This window comes from Halococcus dombrowskii, assembly GCF_022870485.1.
Taxonomy (GTDB): domain Archaea; phylum Halobacteriota; class Halobacteria; order Halobacteriales; family Halococcaceae; genus Halococcus; species Halococcus morrhuae.
The window spans coordinates 821,737-838,827 of the sequence record NZ_CP095005.1 but is presented as its reverse complement, the minus strand read 5'-3'; the positions used below and the strand labels follow the sequence as shown (position 1 = coordinate 838,827).

General features: G+C 64.3%; 13 protein-coding genes. 8 read left to right on the top strand and 5 right to left on the bottom strand.

Features of this window, described 5'->3' with window-relative positions:
• Nucleotides 1-16: 16 nt before the first annotated feature.
• From MUK72_RS04525 to MUK72_RS04505, 5 genes are all read right to left on the bottom strand, one after another.
• Nucleotides 17-1,384 (bottom strand): FAD-dependent oxidoreductase, encoded by a 1,368-nt coding sequence (locus MUK72_RS04525; protein ID WP_425311082.1) that lies wholly within the window; start codon nt 1,382-1,384, stop codon nt 17-19.
• A gap of 256 nt (nt 1,385-1,640) precedes the next feature.
• Nucleotides 1,641-2,360, bottom strand: coding sequence for a DUF2270 domain-containing protein (locus MUK72_RS04520; RefSeq protein ID WP_244704325.1), 720 nt, complete (start codon nt 2,358-2,360; stop codon nt 1,641-1,643).
• Between the two features lie 335 nt (nt 2,361-2,695).
• The gene (locus tag MUK72_RS04515; protein ID WP_244704323.1) at nt 2,696-3,643 is read right to left on the bottom strand and encodes a cytochrome c biogenesis CcdA family protein; all 948 of its coding nucleotides are present in this window, start codon (nt 3,641-3,643) and stop codon (nt 2,696-2,698) included.
• A gap of 1 nt (nt 3,644) precedes the next feature.
• The gene (locus MUK72_RS04510) at nt 3,645-4,175 is read right to left on the bottom strand and encodes a hypothetical protein (RefSeq protein ID WP_244704321.1); all 531 of its coding nucleotides are present in this window, start codon (nt 4,173-4,175) and stop codon (nt 3,645-3,647) included.
• A gap of 22 nt (nt 4,176-4,197) precedes the next feature.
• Nucleotides 4,198-4,932, bottom strand: coding sequence for a DsbA family protein (locus tag MUK72_RS04505; RefSeq protein WP_244704319.1), 735 nt, complete (start codon nt 4,930-4,932; stop codon nt 4,198-4,200).
• Between the two features lie 343 nt (nt 4,933-5,275).
• Between MUK72_RS04505 and MUK72_RS04500 the strand changes: the two genes are divergently transcribed.
• From MUK72_RS04500 to rqcH, 8 genes are all read left to right on the top strand, one after another.
• Entirely contained in the window at nt 5,276-5,863 is a 588-nt protein-coding gene (locus MUK72_RS04500) for a YIP1 family protein (RefSeq protein ID WP_244704316.1), read from the top strand.
• Nucleotides 5,864-6,279: 416 nt separating this feature from the next.
• A complete protein-coding gene (locus tag MUK72_RS04495; protein ID WP_244704314.1) occupies nt 6,280-6,840 on the top strand; it encodes a DUF1102 domain-containing protein in 561 nt (186 codons plus the stop codon).
• 94 nt (nt 6,841-6,934) lie between these two features.
• Nucleotides 6,935-8,530: a hypothetical protein gene (locus tag MUK72_RS04490; protein WP_244704313.1), complete on the top strand. Its 1,596-nt coding sequence runs from the start codon at nt 6,935-6,937 to the stop codon at nt 8,528-8,530.
• A gap of 619 nt (nt 8,531-9,149) precedes the next feature.
• The gene (locus tag MUK72_RS04485; protein ID WP_004051285.1) at nt 9,150-9,416 is read left to right on the top strand and encodes a hypothetical protein; all 267 of its coding nucleotides are present in this window, start codon (nt 9,150-9,152) and stop codon (nt 9,414-9,416) included.
• A 441-nt stretch (nt 9,417-9,857) separates the two neighbouring features.
• Nucleotides 9,858-11,939 (top strand): OB-fold nucleic acid binding domain-containing protein, encoded by a 2,082-nt coding sequence (locus MUK72_RS04480; protein WP_244704312.1) that lies wholly within the window; start codon nt 9,858-9,860, stop codon nt 11,937-11,939.
• Between the two features lie 51 nt (nt 11,940-11,990).
• Complete coding sequence (locus MUK72_RS04475; protein ID WP_244704310.1) at nt 11,991-13,640, top strand: tRNA uridine(34) 5-carboxymethylaminomethyl modification radical SAM/GNAT enzyme Elp3; 1,650 nt, start codon at nt 11,991-11,993, stop codon at nt 13,638-13,640.
• 264 nt (nt 13,641-13,904) lie between these two features.
• A complete protein-coding gene (locus tag MUK72_RS04470) occupies nt 13,905-14,936 on the top strand; it encodes an NAD(P)/FAD-dependent oxidoreductase (protein ID WP_244704308.1) in 1,032 nt (343 codons plus the stop codon).
• A 36-nt stretch (nt 14,937-14,972) separates the two neighbouring features.
• Nucleotides 14,973-17,060, top strand: a complete 2,088-nt coding sequence (rqcH, locus tag MUK72_RS04465) for a ribosome rescue protein RqcH (RefSeq protein ID WP_244704306.1) — start codon at nt 14,973-14,975, stop codon at nt 17,058-17,060.
• Nucleotides 17,061-17,091: the final 31 nt, after the last annotated feature.

The window sequence follows — 17,091 nt, the reverse complement described above, 5'->3', positions numbered from 1 at the left end:
ATCGTCCTTGCCTGCCTCAACGATTACCGTCGAGCACCTTCGCAGCCGTTAGGACGGGATCCCATGTCGTGTTGAACGGCGGCGCGTACGCGAGATCGTAGTTCGAGAGCTCGCCGAGACCGATGCCCTCGGTGACGGCACCGACGAGCGCATGGCTCCGATGGACCGCACCCTCGCCATATTCGGCGACGAGGCTGCCACCGAGCACGCGCCCGGAATCGCGATCGGCGGTGAGTGTCACCCCGACCGTGCTCCCACCGGGATAGTAGCCGGCGCGCGATTTCGCGTCGATAGTCTCGGTGATGGGATCGAATCCGACGCGACGAGCCCTTTGATGATCAAGAACACCTGTCCGGGCGGCTTCCCGATCAAAGGCCTTGACGGCTGCCGTCCCCGCGATACCGCCGCCTTCGGTCGGTGTGCCCGCGACCGTTCGACCGACCGCTCGGCCGTGTCGGTTGGCCGTCAACGCGAGCGGAACGTACGCCGGTTCACCGGTGACGACGTGTTCGGCCTCCGCGCAGTCGCCCGCCGCGTAAATGTCAGGGTGGCTCGTCTCCCGGTAGGCATCAGCTGCGATAGCGCCCGTCGCGCCCAGTTCGATGCCGGCGTCCTCGGCGAGATCGGTACGCGGGCTGACACCGGTCCCAACAAGCACCATCTCGACGGGCGTTCGTCCGTCGACGGTCACGACCGCTTCGACCCCATCACCACCAGCGAGTGCTTCGACTTCCGCGTTCAGGTTCACCGCGACGTCCTGCTCGCCGAGATGATCGAGGATCGCGTCACTCGTCGCCTCGCTGAACGACTTCAGGATGCGCTCGCCACGCTGGAACAGATGTACCTCGAAGCCGTTGCCGGCCAGCGCCTCGGCCATCTCGATACCGATATAACCGCCGCCGACGATGCCGACGGGACCGTTACAGTCGTCGAGAAATCGACAGGCTGGCCCGCTGTCAGGTTGGTTGAGGGTTCCCTCGGTTCGTGCCCGGCCGACGTACTCACGGAGATCCTTGCCGTCGGACATCGAGCCGAGCGTGTAGACGCCATCCCGGTCGAGACCATCGATCGGAGGTTCGACGGCCGCGGCACCGGTCGAAACAAGCAGGTGGTCATACTCAACGACGACCTCGCTCTCCCCACGAGCAGTGACAGTCCGATCGTTCGGGTCGATGGCGACGACCTCGTGGCTCATCCGGAGGTCGATATCGCGCTGTTCGCGGAACTCCTCGGGCGTGATCGAGACGAGGTCCTCCAAGGACTGTATCTCGCCCTTGACGTAGTAGGGAAGGCCACAGGCACCATAGGAGACCCACTCACCGGCCTCGAAAACGATCACATCGAGATCGGGATCGTCGCGTTTGGCCTTGCTTGCCGCGGACATGCCGGCCGCATCGCCACCGATGATGACGAACGTGCTCACACGAGAGATTCGGCGGCGGACAGTATATACTGTCGGGCAGAGACATCTAACGATCCAAGTACAGAAGCCCACTGCAATGGGTGTGTCTCCATAGTGATGTTTTCCAGCTGTTTCCGTCCGACAGTATGCTGCTGGTCAGACAAGGGGGAGTGAAACCACCGTTACGGACCGGTGATGGCCGTGGATTTCGGTCGAGCGGCCCAGCCGACCGGCGTGATCAGTCGTGGTGGCCGTCGGCGTCGCTCCAGACGTCGACGTCGGTGAGTCGGAGCTCACCGTTGGCCTGCCACGTGCGCGGCCGGCATGCGACCAACGTTGCGCCGACGAAGAAGACGGCGACGGCGGCACTCACAGCGAGTCCTGGAACGTTTCCGATCGACGCGCTGGCGGGCCACGGCGTCCCGTGCATGAACGCTGTGATGCGGACCAGCCAGGCGACGAGCAGGACGGTCAACAAGGGGAGATAGATGCGGCGGAGCCGGTGGGCGAGCGCTTCCTCGAAGGAGATCTTGATGCGTGGCGTGCGGTAGTCCTCGCTGAGTTCGCGCCGCCAGTGGGGATCGTCGATCTCCTGCGAGGGATCGAGCGCGTTCGCGAAGACGTTCGCCTGTAACAGGCGCACGCGCGAGCGCCAGAGATCGTAGCCACGGTAGCGGCGGGCCTCGATCACGAGGAAGACCGTCAGCATCACCATACCAACGAGGAGGATGTAGTGGGGGTTGTCGCTCGTGAACGTCCAGGTCAGGATCGCTGCCATGATCGTGACCGCCCAGTTGGTGGTGCGATCGAGGCGCTCACGCCAGAACGTCATCCGGTGGACTTCCCCACGGTAGAGATGGGCCATCGACGAACCGGGACCCATCCCCTCCTCGAACATCCCGCGGCCGATGTGGCGCTCGCTCTCGCCGGTCGGATCGAACGGCTCGCTCCCGCTCACGGATCCCACCCCGTCGACGATCGGTCGCGATCGGTCAGTGTCCCGTCACGCCATCGGTTCGCGTGTCGCTCGTGGTTCGTCGTCATCGGTCAATCACGTGGTCGGTGTCGAACATCGCGTCGCCGGTAGTTCGGTTCGATCGGTGCGTCGCCCTACCGAACTGTTCCGGATAAGACTTGCCATACGATGGATCGTGCGTAGCGATATCGAGTCGATAATGATGATCGTCATCAACTATTCGTGCGCGAGTGGGACAGAGATGCATGGTCGCAAGTGACGTACGGTCTCGACAACTAGTCGTGTGAACGATAAGTTCCCAGCCAATCAGTCGGCGGCTAGCCGAGGAGTGCACCATCCGGGAGATAGCCGAGTGAGCGCAGCGTATACCAGGTGACGTACAGCCCGATAAGCACGAACGCGGCGCTGCCGACCGTCCGGACCGGGGCAGCGTAGCGCCCGAGCGAGAGCGACCCCTCCGTGAGACTGGCGACGACACTCAACCCGACCATCAGCGTTCCCATCCCGGCGGCGAAGGCGGCGAAGACCGCCAGTCCAGAAAGGAAACTCCCCGTGAAAAACGACGAGAGCACGACACCCAGAAACACCGGGAGGTTGCAGGCAAGGCTCCCGACGCCGTAGAGCAGGCCGAAGGTGAAGAACTCCGAGTCGGACACCTCGCCGCGCTCGGGGAGTTCGATGGCGCGGAGCGGCGAGATACCGTAGTAGTAGGCGACGCCGAGCGCCACCAGCAACGGGCCGACGAGCAGCTGGAGCGACGCGAGATACGGGCGCACCCACTGGCCGACGACGAGCACGGTCCCGCCGACGAGCAGGTATAGCAGGACGATGCCGAGGGTCGCGATCCCGCCGATGCGGAGCCCGCGAACCGCGCCGCGGCGACCGGTCGCGACGACCGACAGCCCCGTGCCGACGAACACCGCCGCCACCGGCGGGAGATAGCTGCCGGTGCCGAGTTTCGCCAGCGGGACGACGATCTCGTAACCGGGCAACAGCAGACGAATCCCCGCCGTCGCCATGTAGAACAGGGGGATCGCCCCGGCGAGAAAGAGCAGGACGCCGTTCGCGAGCAACAGCTGTCGCACGAAACTTCCCGAGTCGCCGTTCGTCGTGGTCCGGTTCGCGGAAGCAGGCGGTCCGTCGTCGTGGGTGAAGTAGTAGGTCAGATACGCGGGCAGGAGGCCGACGCTACACGGTGCGAAGAACATCAACACGCCCGCCGCGTACGCCGCCGTCAGCAGGGACGGCTGGTCGATCGTAACCATCTCAACTCACCCGACAGCTCCGTGGATCGCCCGAACGTGCGAGGAAGAAGAGCAGCAGGACGATCCCAGCCAGTCGGAGGAGATTGCCGCCGAACGGCATCGCGGCGAGTGCGCCGGCAAACCCCAACAGGCCGAGCACGCCAGCCCCGCAGCTCGCACAGCCCGAGGCGAGCAGGCCCGGCACGACACCGAGCAGGTCGCGCACGCCCGAGGCGTTCTGGAGCCGGAGCTGCGTCGTTACGTTCGTCAGCGCGACGCCCGTGAGCACCGCGTAGGCGACGACGAGACCCAATCCGAACGGGCCGATCGAAGCGTACGTGTTCGCCGTCAGCGCGAGCACCGCATCGTCGAGATAGCCGAGATCGGCCCCGAGCATCTGTGCGGAGTACGCGGGAAACGAGCTCAACACGAGCCCGACGTACGTCACGACCGCAACCACCGCTGCACCGAGCGCCCGGCGGTTCGTCGTCAGCGGGAAAGACAGCGCTGCCACGAGGCCGCCGTCAGCGCCGGTCGAACGTTCGACGCTCATGCTCTCCACTCTCGTCGATCGATCACGAATCCTTCACCCGTTCGATGGCGGATTCGAACTGATCGTACGGCTGTGCGCCGACGATCTTCCCACCCTTTTCGGACTGGCGATTGTAGACGATGAACCCCGGCGTACCGCTGATGTCGAGGGCGCGTGCGCGCTGACTGTCCGTCTCGATGTTCTTCTCGATCGAGTTGCGATTCCGTGTCAGACACTGTTCGACGCCATCGGCCGAGACGCCGTCGACATCGCGCGTGATGTCGAGCAGGCTCGCCTTCGAGGCCCAGCCGGAGTTCTCCTCGCCCTGTGCCTCGAAGACTGCCGAGTGCCATCGCCAGTAGGCATTGGGGTTCGATCCCTCGACCTCGCGCCAGACGCACTGGTTCATCACGGCGGCCGTCATCGAGTTCGCGCCGAGATAGGGGAATTCGATGAATATCACGCGGACATCGCCGGTGACGACGTGGTTCTCGATGAGTTTCGGCAGCGTGTCGCTCTCGAAGCGCGCACAGAACGGACACTGATACTCGCTCCAGTAGTAGAGAGAAACCGGTGCATCGAGTGATCCCATGACCGGCTGGCCGTCGAGTTCGATATCGTAGGCACCCGTCCCGGTCGTCGCGTGCATCTCGGCCGCAGCGGTGCCGCCGGAGCCACCCGCATCGAGCGTCGAGGCACCGTACACTACGCCACCGCCGACGGCAACCGTCGCGAGACCGCCGAGTATCGTCCGTCGCGTGAGTCGCGAATCGTCCATTATCGGACGAGCGGCGAGGCCAGAGCCGCATTGCCGATCACGGACCCATCGCTCGCCGGGCCGTGTCGTGTGGGTTCGTTCGCCGCTCGTTGCCGTGGGGACCGCTCCGCGCGCCGGTCGTCGGTGCGACCGAACGCGACGGCGGGGGTAGCCACGATCACGGTCGCCTAGTCGTGGCCGATCACGTAAATACGCGGGCTCTTCGCCCCGAGCTGACGGATCGCTACCACGATGCGTGGTCCCATAGCCACCTGGCTGAGCCCGTCAACGTGCGAACGAGGATGAAACACGAACCGGCCGGCGCATCGAAACCGGGATAGGCGGGACGCGACGATGAAAGGACGTGACGCAGTGGGTCGAGAACCCGACCGGCGGGCGTGACAGGGGGCCGATAGCGCTCGCGCGGGCGTGGCTCGAAGTGCTGGTGCGCCCACGACGGTTTTTCGCCACCGGGGTCGCGCCGGGCGATCAGGCTCCCGGGCTCGCGTTCGTCATGGTCGTGGTCGCCATCGAGGAGGCGACCCGCTTCGCGCTCGTTCCGGGTTCCTATCCGGTACTCGCCGATCAGCGGCTCGCCTCGGCGCTGCTCGTGCTCCTCATCGCCGTCGGGTTCGTCGCGCCGCTCGCTCTCCATCTCGCAGCAGCCATCGAGACGCTCGCGCTCATCGCTGTGGCCGACGACCGCGCCGGCGTCAGCGAAACCGTGCAGGTCATCGCCTACGCGAGCGCCCCCTGCGTGCTCGCTGGCGTTCCGATCCCCGGGCTCAGGATCGCCTGCGCGCTGTACGGAGCAGCACTACTCGTTGTCGGTACAAGCGAAGTTCACGAGATCGGTCTCGGGCGCGCCGCACTCGCGGCGGCCGTGCCCGCGGTCTTCGTCTTCGGCTATGCCTTCCGGGCGGTTGCGGCCGGAACAGCACTATTGCCGTAGTCGGCGGACACAGTGCGATCGTTAACTGAGCCGACACAGCAAGGGATTTCGGACCGACAGGATGACTGTTCGGCGTATCCGAGCGAGATCGATTTTCGATTTCGTCACAAGCGAGTGGCCCCGACCCATACCTGTTATAAATGATTCGATAGTAGTGGTGTTTAGATAACCAATAGAATCTCAATCCCGCCATTTCATCCGTCTACAGTCGTTTCGCGCTGACGATCACCTCGGAAAGTGATGCTGCAGCCGTGTTTTTATGTCAAAAACTGGGTTCTGTCCGCTATCAAGCCCTGCTTGATGGATGTCAGGCCGTGCTTGATGGTGCATCAAGCGGCCCAATACTACGGGGATAGCGCTGGAGGTGGTGGCTGTACCCCGCCGGCCGTCCGACGGCTGCGGGACAGGATACACCAATGCGTTTGCCACAAGGAAAACTGCTCGCGCTGATCGCGCTGGTGGTCGCCGCCTCGATGGTGATGGCCACCGGCGCGTTCAGCAGCGTCACGGCCGACAGGAGCACCGATGTCGAAGTCGTTGGCGACCAGGAGGCGTTCCTCGCGCTCGAACAGGGATCGGGACCGAACGGACAGAAATACGCGACGACGAACAACGGCCGGCTGGCGGTGAACCTCGACGGCGATGCGAAGGTCAACGGCCAGGGCGTCAACCCGAGTGCGAAGACCTCCTTCGACGACGTGTTTACGATCACCAACAAGGGCAGTCAGTCGGTCGATATCCGTATCCAGGACAGCTCCGACGCCGTGACCTTCTACAAAAACGGCGATCCGACTGCCTCACTCGAATCGGCGGGCAGCTCCCTCGGCGTCGGCAGTTCGATTAAGGTCGGCATCATGGTCGACACCACTTCTGGGGTCTCTCAAGGGAATCTCATCGAGGCCATCACCGTCCACGCCAAAGCTCCCAACTCCGGACAGGCTCCCGGCGCTGACGGCAAGCCACAGGATCCGAGCTAATCCGGCGATCGATCACCGTCTCGATGTCGAGAACGTTCCTGTCCACGACCGAACGCCCGCGGATCGAGCCACTGCTCCGTGCAGGAGGTCGAGCATGAAACGGGCGCGCAAGCTCGGTACTGCAGTGCTGGCGCTGGCGGTGGTGCTCGCCGCCGTGTATGCGACGGGCGCGTTCACATCCACGTCCGCCTCGCGATCGGCGGACGTGACCGTCGCTGGCGACGCCGCCGCGTTCCTCGCACTCGAAAAGTCCGAGGGACCCAACGGGGAGTTCGCCTCCTACGGATCCGACGGTGCGCTGCAGGTCCGGATGGGCGAGGGCAGCCGCGGTGTCAATCCCGGCAGTCGAACCTCATTCCAGAACGTCTTCACGATCTCGAACAAAGGCGCACAGCCCGTGAGCGTCTGGTTCGCCGGTGGCAGCAAAGCCGTGACCTTCGTCGGGCCCGACGGCAACCCCATCGAAAGCAAGGGTGGAGCGGTCACGCTTCGACCCGGCGGGCAGTCGCTGCACGTCGGACTGCTTATCGACTCTCGCGGCGTTGAGCCCGGCAAGAACCTGCTCCAGTCGGTCGAAGTTCGGACCGAATCCAGCGAGAAGTCACCAGCCAACTCCATCGAGAACGTGAACAACGGTAACGGCAATGGTGGAGTGGGGAGCGGCAACGGCAGCAACACCCGAAGCGGGAACGCCGGTAACGGGTGGTCCGACAACGAGGAGACGGTCAACGATAATAAGGATAGTAGTGATAATAGAGAGAACAGTAACAGCGGCGATGCGAGGACGGATTCCAACAACGATGGCTCGTCGGGGGAGCAACCTCACACGGTGAAGATCGCGGGTCACACGTTCGAAATTCCCGAGTTCTTGGCCGATCTTTCCCTAAAAGACGCGAAGACAGCGATAAAGGGAGCATTCTTCGGCCAAACGGGGATGCGGGACGGGATGCACCCGGTGGAGTCGGCGAACTCCGTGTTCTACATCCTCGGCCAGATTGCCGGATCGTTCGTTCCGACGTTGGGCAGCATCGCGGACGCGCGTGATGCCGTCCAAGACGCCGCGAACGGCAAACTGGGTACTGCAGCGCTCAGCGCAGCCGGGGCCATCCCCGGTCTCGCAAAACTGACTGAAGGACAGCTGGCGATACGGCACCTCGAAGACTGGAAGAAGAGCTTTGGTGGGGAAATGGCCGGAGATCTCAAAACGCTTGGACAGTTGATCGTCAACCACGTCGGGCCGTACATGCCGAAGTCGGTCGTGAAGAAGGCACTCGACGTCACGGCCGATGGGGCGGCGAGCACATTGAAAAAGGAAGGCTTCACGATGGAGCAAATCACGGAGTTCTCCAAAGACGGGAATCTCGAGATGATGGCTGAAGCCTCCGAGAGCGGGTTGAAGCTCAGTCCCGAGAGTACCAACCTCAAGCGAGTCAGTCGGCTCCGGAATATGGATGTACCTGCCAAGGATGTCGTGTGGTACGTCGAGAACGACCACAGCCTCAAGCAGGTCGAACAGCTTGCGAACAGCTTTTCGCCCGAAGCTATCAAAGCCGTGTACAAACACGGGTCACAGGCAATGGAAGGAGCCGATTGGTACAGCAAGGCGAACGATTACTGCAGCGTACAGGCATCGCTTGAACCAGAAAACAGAAACCATACTTCGATGTGTAACCGACTGCCAACCCAATAGGGAATATGGACGATTGAATTACAACTATACCGCAAGACCGGATATAATAAAATCATCATAATGGAACTCAGAGGATACATCGAAGTAGCGATACTCGTCGTAGTGATGTGGTTCGTCTTTCAGGACATCGTTCAGCCGGTACTCATCCAAATTGATCCGATGTTCGCTGACCAGCCCGTCGACCGCGTCCGGCGTGGTCCGCAAACTCCCGCGCAGGTAGCCGGAATCGTCACATATGCTGTGGGCGCATTCGTCTATTATTCAGGCAGATTCATGTACAAGTATAGTTCCCTACTATACTTTGCAAACATCGCATCGCTATTTTTCTTGGTAATACCCAATAAATTGCTGCCAGAAAAATACTACCCGAGAAATTTCCATCCTGACGATGTGAAGAAATAACAGCGCGACGGATAACATATGGATGGTTTCTGCCATCTACATGATATGCTGCGAGATGGCTAAGTCAGACAGAATTCGCGATTCGACGCCATTACTGAAGACACGGCCAGCACGCCGCGAGCCGACAAAGTCCCAATGGAGAGGAGACACAAACGATGGTTCCATAATCCCGATCACGGAGACCAACGATTAACCGCTGGCTCCCCTTCAGGCCAGTATGCTCAACCTCGACATCGCGTCGTTCATGGTCGAACTGAAGGACGGCGCGCTGAAGAACGTCGGTCCGTCGAACAAGTCCGCCACCGCGAAACTGTTCGACGTGACGAGCGCCGAGGCCCGCGAGTTCGGCGACAAGCGAGTGAAGTTCGTCTTCGAGGACGACGAAGACAACGAGGTTCAAGTGGCGCTCTTTCCCGAGGAGGCCAAGCGGATCGCGGACGACATCGAGGCCCTCGAAGCGGACAGTCGGGTTTTCAAGGACTGACGTTCCGCTACCAGCACCGCAACAGCCCACGTCCCTCCCCAACCGATTCGGCTCCCACTTTTTTCTGCGTCGGGTAGCCTCCCTGCGGTCGGCTACCACTCCTTGAAAAACCTGGACTAAAAACTCCCGCTCGCTCGGCTTCGCCTCGCTCACGGCGAACCGCGCTCACTGCGTTCACGCGGACACCACTACTTCCTGTACCAGCACCGCAACAGCCCACACACCTCCCCTGCCGATTCGCTCGTTCGTTTCACTCACTCGCTCATCCACCGGAACGGAGTTCTGACGAGCCTGCACTCGCCGTGCTCGTGCAGACCTCGCACAGTGTTCGCGCCGATCGGACCGATGTGTCGCTGCTGTCTCGTCGGAGCGACGATCCGACGGTTCGTTCACGCGTCGCGTTTCGACAACCGTTTTAGTGCCCGGCCGTACGTTGAGCCAATGGGTAGCTGTATCATCTGCGGCACCTCCACGGATGGCTACATCTGCGAGAGTCACGAGGAGGACGTCGTTTTCGCATTCGAGGGATCGCACGCGAACCAACTCACGCCCGGTCGTTTCTACCGCGGCTCGGTCGACGGCTTCGCCGAGTTCGGTGTCTTCATCGACATCGGCGACAGCGTCACCGGTCTGCTCCACCGCAGCGAGCTCGACAGCCGTCTGGAGAGCCTCGACTGGGATTCGGGCGACACGGTCTACGTTCAGGTCACGGACGTCCACGACAACGGCAACGTCGATCTCACGTGGTCGATCCGCCAGGCCGACCGCGAGTTCCGCGGCAGCCTCGTCGACACGCCCGAGGGTGACGAACTCCCCGACGAAGCGGAGGCCCCAGACCCAAATGAGCGCGCGGTCGCCGGACGTCCGGCGACCGACGCCGACGAGAGTGCGGTGACGACCGACGAGCCACAGACGGGCGAGAGTTCGGCGACGGTCGACATCGACGGCGCGAGCACCGAATCGGAAACCGACACGAACACCGAGAGAGCAACCGGTACGAGCGCCGCATCGGCGGCCGACGACGGCGAGGCGACGCTCGCCGAACCCGATGAGGAGCGCGAGCGCGTCGCCATCGACGAGCTGGAATCGCGCGTCGGCGACGAAGTGCGTGTCGAGGGCGCGGTCGCCTCGGTGCGCCAGACCGGCGGTCCGACCGTCTTCACGCTTCACGACGAGACCGGCACGGTGGACTGTGCGGCCTTCGAGGAGGCCGGCGTCCGCGCGTACCCCGACGTCGAACAGGGTGCGGTCGTCGCAATCGAGGGGCGCGTCGAGCGCCACCGCGAGGAGATCCAGGTCGAAGCGTCCGGGCTCGCCGTGCTGGACGACGAGGAGCGCGAGGCCGTCGAGGACCGGATGGAGGAGGCACTCGCCGAGCAGGCCCAGCCCGGGGCAGTCGCACCGCTCGCTGAGGACGGGGCGGTCGACGATCGCCTCGACGAGATCCGCGATCTCGCGGGGCTGATCCGGCGCGCCGTGCTGGATTCGCGACCCGTCATCGTCCGTCACGACGCCAGCGCCGACGGCTACGTCGCCGCCAGCGCCATCGAGCGGGCGACGCTGCCCCTCGTGCGCGACGAACACGCCGAGCGCGACGCGGAGTACCACTACTTCGATCGTCGACCGCTCGGCGAGGGCGTCTACGACATGAACTCGGCGACCCGCGACGTGACGAAGATGCTCGATGCCAACGAGCGCCACGACGAGAAGATCCCGCTGTTCGTCTTCTGTGGCGTCGGCGGGACCGGAGCCTCGAAGGACGGGCTGGAACTGCTCTCGGTGTACGACGCCGATCGAGCCGTCGTTTCCGACGGGGCCACCAACGGCGAGACGGCCGAGTCGTTCGTCGATACTGCGGGGACGACCGCGAGCGCGATCGCGGCGACCGTCGCCGTCCACGTCGATCCTGACGCGCGCGACGATCTCGAACACCTACCGGCAGTGAGTTTCTGGGAGGACACACCCGAGGCGTACGCCGAGCTCGCCAGCGAAGCGGGCTACGACCCCGATCGAGCACGCGATCTCCGGCAGTCGGTCGCGCTCGTCGCGAACTACCAGGCCTACGAGGACAAGCGCGAGCTCGTCGCCGACCTACTGTTCGACGGGCGCGAGTCGCTCGCGGCGCGGCTGGCGACCCAGTTCCGCGAGAAGCTCGACACGGCACTCGAGACCGCACGGACGCATCTCGAACGGCACGAGGTCGACGGCACGGCCGTGAACGTGCTCGACACGGACGCGTTCACCCACCGCTACGACTTCCCGCCGACGGGCCTGCTCTGTGACGAACTCCACCGTCGGACCCGCGACGACGCACCGGTGCTGCTGGGGATCGGCGAGGACGAACTGCTCGTCCGGCACGTCGACGCCCTCGATCTCGACGCCGTCGCCGCGGACGTCGCCGACGGCGCGCCCGACGCGGACGTGTCGGTCGGTGCGACCGGCGACGACAGGCTGACCTTCCTGGTCGGCGAGCGCGCGGCCGTCCGCGAGGCGGCGATCGAAGCGGTCGCCGAGCGGTCGTAGGTCGGCAACAACAGCCTTATTCACACGACGCGACTGTTTTCTACGAGTGCGATGAGTACCGAGATTCCGCCGACCGAATCAGCGGCGTTCGAGCGGACCTGCGAGACGCTTATCGAGCGGATTCTCGACGGCGAGATCGAACGCGGCGAGGTCGAGGCAGCGAAACTCGAGGCCTGTTCGACCCACTCCGCGCCGAAAGTCCCGAAGAACTCCGAGATCATGGACCACGCGCCGGAGGGCCGCCGCGAAGAACTGGAGAAAGTGCTCCAGCGAAAACCCGTCAGGACGGCCTCGGGCGTCTCGCCGGTGGCGATCATGACCAGCCCGCATATGTGTCCGCACGGGAAGTGTCTCTACTGTCCCGGCGGCCCTGGCTCGGAGTTTTCGAGTTCGCAGAGCTACACGGGCCACGAACCGGCCGCCGCGCGGGGCGTCCAGAACGACTACGATCCCTACGGCCAGGTCACACTTCGCCTCAATCAGCTGCGCGAGATCGGCCACCCGGTCGACAAGGTCGAGCTGATACTGATGGGCGGGACGATGACCGCCCGGAGCCACGACTACCAGGAGTGGTTCGTCAAGCGGGCGCTCCAGGCGCTCAACGAGTTCGATCCCGACGCCGAGCCGACCCCCTCCGAGAGCGAGAGCTTCGCGCAGGAGCCCGGCGAGTACGACTTCCGGTATCTGGAGGACGTGATCGCCGACAACGAGACCGCGCGGGTTCGCAACATCGGGACGACCTTCGAGACGAAACCCGACTGGTGTGATCCCGAGCAGATCGACCGGATGCTCGATCTCGGCGGGACGAAAGTCGAGGTCGGCGTGCAGACCACGTATGATGAAATCAATCGCGCGATGCATCGCGGGCACGGCACGCAGGCCTCCGTGGACGCGAACCGTCGGCTGCGGGACGCGGGGTTCAAGGTGGGCTTCCACATGATGCCCGGCCAGCCCGGCATGACGCGGGAGATGTGCATCGAGGACTTCCGCCGGCTGTTCGAGGAGAGCGAGTGGCGGCCGGACTATCTCAAGATTTACCCAATGCTGGTCGTGCGTGGGACGGCGACCTACGACATGTGGCGAAACGAGGAGTTCGAGCCGCTCGACAACGAGACGGCCGCCGAACTGGTCGCCGAGATCAAGTCGATGATACCCAAATACGTCCGCCTGCAACGCGTGCAGCGCGACATCCCGGCGGACTTCATCGACGCGGGCGTCTGGAAGTCTAACCTCCGCCAGCTCGCGCGCCAGCGCATGGACGAACACGGCTGGGACTGTGACTGCATCAGATGCCGCGAGGTCGGGATGAACGGGGAGCCCCCGGAGAACGTCGAACGGGACGTGCTGACCTACGAATCGGGCGGTGGCACCGAGCAGTTCATCAGCTACGAGGACCCCGACCGCGACCTGCTGGTGGGGTTCTGTCGGCTGCGCTTTCCGAACGATCCCGTGCGTCGCGAGCTCGAAAACGCGGCCATCGTCCGCGAGCTCCACGTCTACGGCCCGATGGTCCAGGTCGGCGACGAGAGCGCCGACTGGCAGCACAAGGGCTACGGCAGGAAACTCCTCGACCACGCCGAGGCGATGGCCGCCGACGCCGGGTTCGACAAACTGAGCGTCATCAGCGGCATCGGGGCCCGTGAATATTATCGGAACCGGGGCTATCACCAGGACGGTCCGTACGTCTCGAAGCGGTTGTAAACAGGAATTCCGTTCATTCGAGTTGCCGAAAATGGGGGTTTGGATCGCTGAAACCGCCGAATCGGCCAGTTGATTTATGTAGGAGGGGTGCGCGAGAGGGTACGGGGACGCCGCAGGTGATGCCACGGACGGACCCACTCGTGGGGTGCGGAGTCGGTTCAGGGGTTCAGTCCCCTTTTCGATCGACGTTCCGGAGTTGGTGTGAGCCGAGTTCGTTTACCGTTCGGAGTCCATAGCGTAGCCGATGAGTGAGAGCCGTTCGCAATGGGAGAGGCCGCGATGAACGTCGCCATCGTCGGTGCCGGCGTCGCCGGCGCGGGGGCGGCGTACGCGCTCGACGACGCGGCGGACGTGACGGTTTTCGAGAAGGTGTCGTCGGTCGGCGGGCGGACCGCGACCCGACGACGGGACGGCTGTCGGTACGACTACGGCGCGAACTACTGCAAGGACGAAGGAAGCGCCGGTGATCTCCTCCCGGAACTCGACGCATCGGGACTGGTCGACATCAATGCGCCGGTCTGGACGTTCGACGGCGCGAACGAGATCCACGAGGGTCACGACGGCGACGAGCGGAAGTGGACCTACCGCGACGGCATCGAGCAGTTGCCCCACCGGCTGTTCGAGCGCACCGACGTGACGATCGAGACGGACACCCGCATCGGCGGGATCGAGCGCACGGACGGCTGGCGGCTCGAAAACGTGGACGGTGACGACTGCGGGAATTTTGATGCGCTGGTATGTACGCCGCCCGCCCCGCAGACGGCGGAGTTGGTGGCGAGCGCGGGGTGGGAGAACGATCTCCGTGAGGAGCTCGTCGAGAGCATCGGCGCGGTGCCGTATCGGACGACCGTCACTGCCGTGTTGCACTACCCGTTCGCGCTCGATCGGCCGTACTACGCGCTCGTGAACACCGACGGCGAACACGAGATCGGCTGGCTCTCGCGCGAGGAGTGCAAGCCGGGCCACGTTCCGGAGGGTGAGTCGGTGCTGATCGTCCAGCTGGCACCCGACTGGTCGGCCGAGCGCTACGGCGAGCCCACCGACGAGATCGCGGCCGCGGCGGCCGATTCGGTCGCGGAACTGCTCGACGACGAGCGCCTCGCCGCCCCGGACTGGGTCGACAGCAAGGGCTGGCGGCTCGCCCAGCCCGACGACGGCGTCGATACGGAGCTGCTCGCCCGTGCCGAGGCGGACGGCCTCTTCTTCGCCGGCGACTGGGTCGCGGGCGAGGGACGGATCCATCTCGCGCTCGACAGCGGCCTCGACGCCGGCGAGCGCATCCGAGAGCGCGCGTAACGACACCTCTTTTCGGCGTCCGTACACAGGACAGGTATGGATCCGAAGCGCGAGCTCACCAGCGTCGACCTCGCGGCTCTCGTCACCGAGCTCGGGACGTACGCCGGCGCGAAGCTCGACAAGGCCTATCTCTACGGCGACGATCTGCTACGCCTCAAGCTCAGGGATTTCGATCGCGGCCGGGTCGAGCTGCTGATCGAGGTCGGCGAGACCAAGCGCGCACACGTCGTCTCGCCCGAACACGTCCCCGACGCACCGGGTCGCCCGCCTGGGTTCGCGAAGATGCTCAGAAACCGGCTCTCGGGTGCGGATTTCGCCGGCGTCTCACAGTTCGGTTTCGATCGCGTGCTCACCGTCGAGTTCGAGCGCGGGGATCGAAACACGAAGGTCGTCGCCGAGCTGTTCGGCGAGGGAAACGTCGCCGTTCTCGACGCGACCGGTGAGGTGGTCGACTGTCTCAACACCGTCCGCCTCCAATCCCGGACCGTGGCACCGGGCGCACAGTACGAGTTCCCCTCGGCGCGCTTCGACCCGCTCGCGGTCGATTACGACGGCTTTGCCGCCCGGATGGAGGAGTCGAACACCGATCTCGTGCGCACGCTCGCCACCCAGCTCAACTTCGGCGGACTCTACGGCGAGGAGCTCTGCACCCGCGCGGGCGTCGAGAAGGAACTGGCGATCGAAGAGGCCGATGAGGCCGAGTTCGAGGCACTCTACGACGCACTCACCGGACTCTCGGAACAGCTTTCGAGCGGTGATTTCGATCCCCGTATCTACCGCGACGACGGCGAGCCGGTCGACGTCACGCCCTTTCCGCTCGACGAGCGCGCCGAATTTGATAGCGAGGAGTTCGACTCGTTCACGGCGGCACTCGACGCGTATTTCGTCGAACTCGACACCACCGAGGACGAGGAGAGCGGCGAGCGCGAGCGTCCCGACTTCGAGGAGCAGATCGAACGCCAGCAGCGCATCATCGACCAGCAGGAAGGGGCAATCGAGGATTTCGACGAGCAGGCCGAGCGCGAGCGCGAAACGGCCGAGTCGCTCTACGCGAACTACGAGCTCGTCGACGAGATCCTCACCACCGTCAGGAACGCGCGCGAGGAGGGGATCGGCTGGGAGGCCATCGAGGAGCGGTTCGCCGAGGGCGAGGAGCGCGGGATCGCGGCCGCCGAGGCCGTAATGGGCATCGAGCCGAGCGAGGGCACCGTCACCATCGAGATCGACGACCGCGACGTGGAGCTCGACCCACAGGAGGGCGTCGAACAGAACGCCGACCGTCTCTACCGCGAGGCCAAGCGCGTCGTCGAGAAGAAGGAGGGTGCCGAGGAGGCCGTCGTCGAGACGCGCGAGGAACTCGAAGCGATCGAGCGCCAGCGTGACGAGTGGGAAGCCGGCGATGTCGACGACGATTCCGACGAGGAAAGCGAGGACGTCGACTGGCTCTCGCGGCGATCGATCCCGACCAGGAAGAACGAACAGTGGTACGAACGATTCAGATGGTTCCACACGAGCGACGGCTATCTGGTGATCGGCGGGCGCAACGCCGACCAGAACGAGGATTTAGTCAAGAAATATCTCGATCGCGGCGATCGCTTCTTCCACACGCAGGTCCAGGGCGGGCCGGTGACGATCCTGAAGGCAACAGGCCCGAGTGAGCCGACTCGCGAGGTCGACCTCCCCGATCGGAGTCTGGAGGAGGCCGCCCAGTTCGCCGTCTCGTACTCGACCGTCTGGAAGAACGGGCGCTTCGCCGGCGACGCCTACATGGCCGAGCCGGACCAGGTCTCGAAGACGCCCGAGAGCGGCGAATATCTCGAAAAGGGCGGGTTCGCCATCCGCGGCGACCGCACCTACTTCCGGGACACCGCCGTCGGCGTCGCCGTCGGCATCACCTGCGAGCCCGAGACGCGCGTGGTCGGCGGGCCGCCGTCGGCCATCACCGATCGCACCGAGACCGCGATAGAGGTCGAGCCAGGGCAGTACGCACAGAACGACGCCGCGAAACGACTGTACCGGGAGTTCCGCGAGCGCTTTCAGGACACGTCCTTTGTTCGCAAGGTCGCCAGCCCGGATCTGATCGCGGAGTTCCTGCCGCCGGGCGGGAGTCGGATCGTCGACTGAGCCCAACGACAGCGCACTTACTGCTCGCCCA

Coding starts and splice junctions, on each gene's coding strand:
- MUK72_RS04525 (WP_425311082.1), bottom strand. CDS start 1,384: ATGTCCGCGGCAAGCAAGGCCAAACGCGACGATCCCGATCTCGATGTG.
- MUK72_RS04515 (WP_244704323.1), bottom strand. CDS start 3,643: ATGGTTACGATCGACCAGCCGTCCCTGCTGACGGCGGCGTACGCGGCG.
- MUK72_RS04510 (WP_244704321.1), bottom strand. CDS start 4,175: ATGAGCGTCGAACGTTCGACCGGCGCTGACGGCGGCCTCGTGGCAGCG.
- MUK72_RS04505 (WP_244704319.1), bottom strand. CDS start 4,932: ATGGACGATTCGCGACTCACGCGACGGACGATACTCGGCGGTCTCGCG.
- MUK72_RS04495 (WP_244704314.1), top strand. CDS start 6,280: ATGCGTTTGCCACAAGGAAAACTGCTCGCGCTGATCGCGCTGGTGGTC.
- MUK72_RS04490 (WP_244704313.1), top strand. CDS start 6,935: ATGAAACGGGCGCGCAAGCTCGGTACTGCAGTGCTGGCGCTGGCGGTG.
- MUK72_RS04485 (WP_004051285.1), top strand. CDS start 9,150: ATGCTCAACCTCGACATCGCGTCGTTCATGGTCGAACTGAAGGACGGC.
- MUK72_RS04480 (WP_244704312.1), top strand. CDS start 9,858: ATGGGTAGCTGTATCATCTGCGGCACCTCCACGGATGGCTACATCTGC.
- MUK72_RS04475 (WP_244704310.1), top strand. CDS start 11,991: ATGAGTACCGAGATTCCGCCGACCGAATCAGCGGCGTTCGAGCGGACC.
- MUK72_RS04470 (WP_244704308.1), top strand. CDS start 13,905: ATGGGAGAGGCCGCGATGAACGTCGCCATCGTCGGTGCCGGCGTCGCC.
- rqcH (WP_244704306.1), top strand. CDS start 14,973: ATGGATCCGAAGCGCGAGCTCACCAGCGTCGACCTCGCGGCTCTCGTC.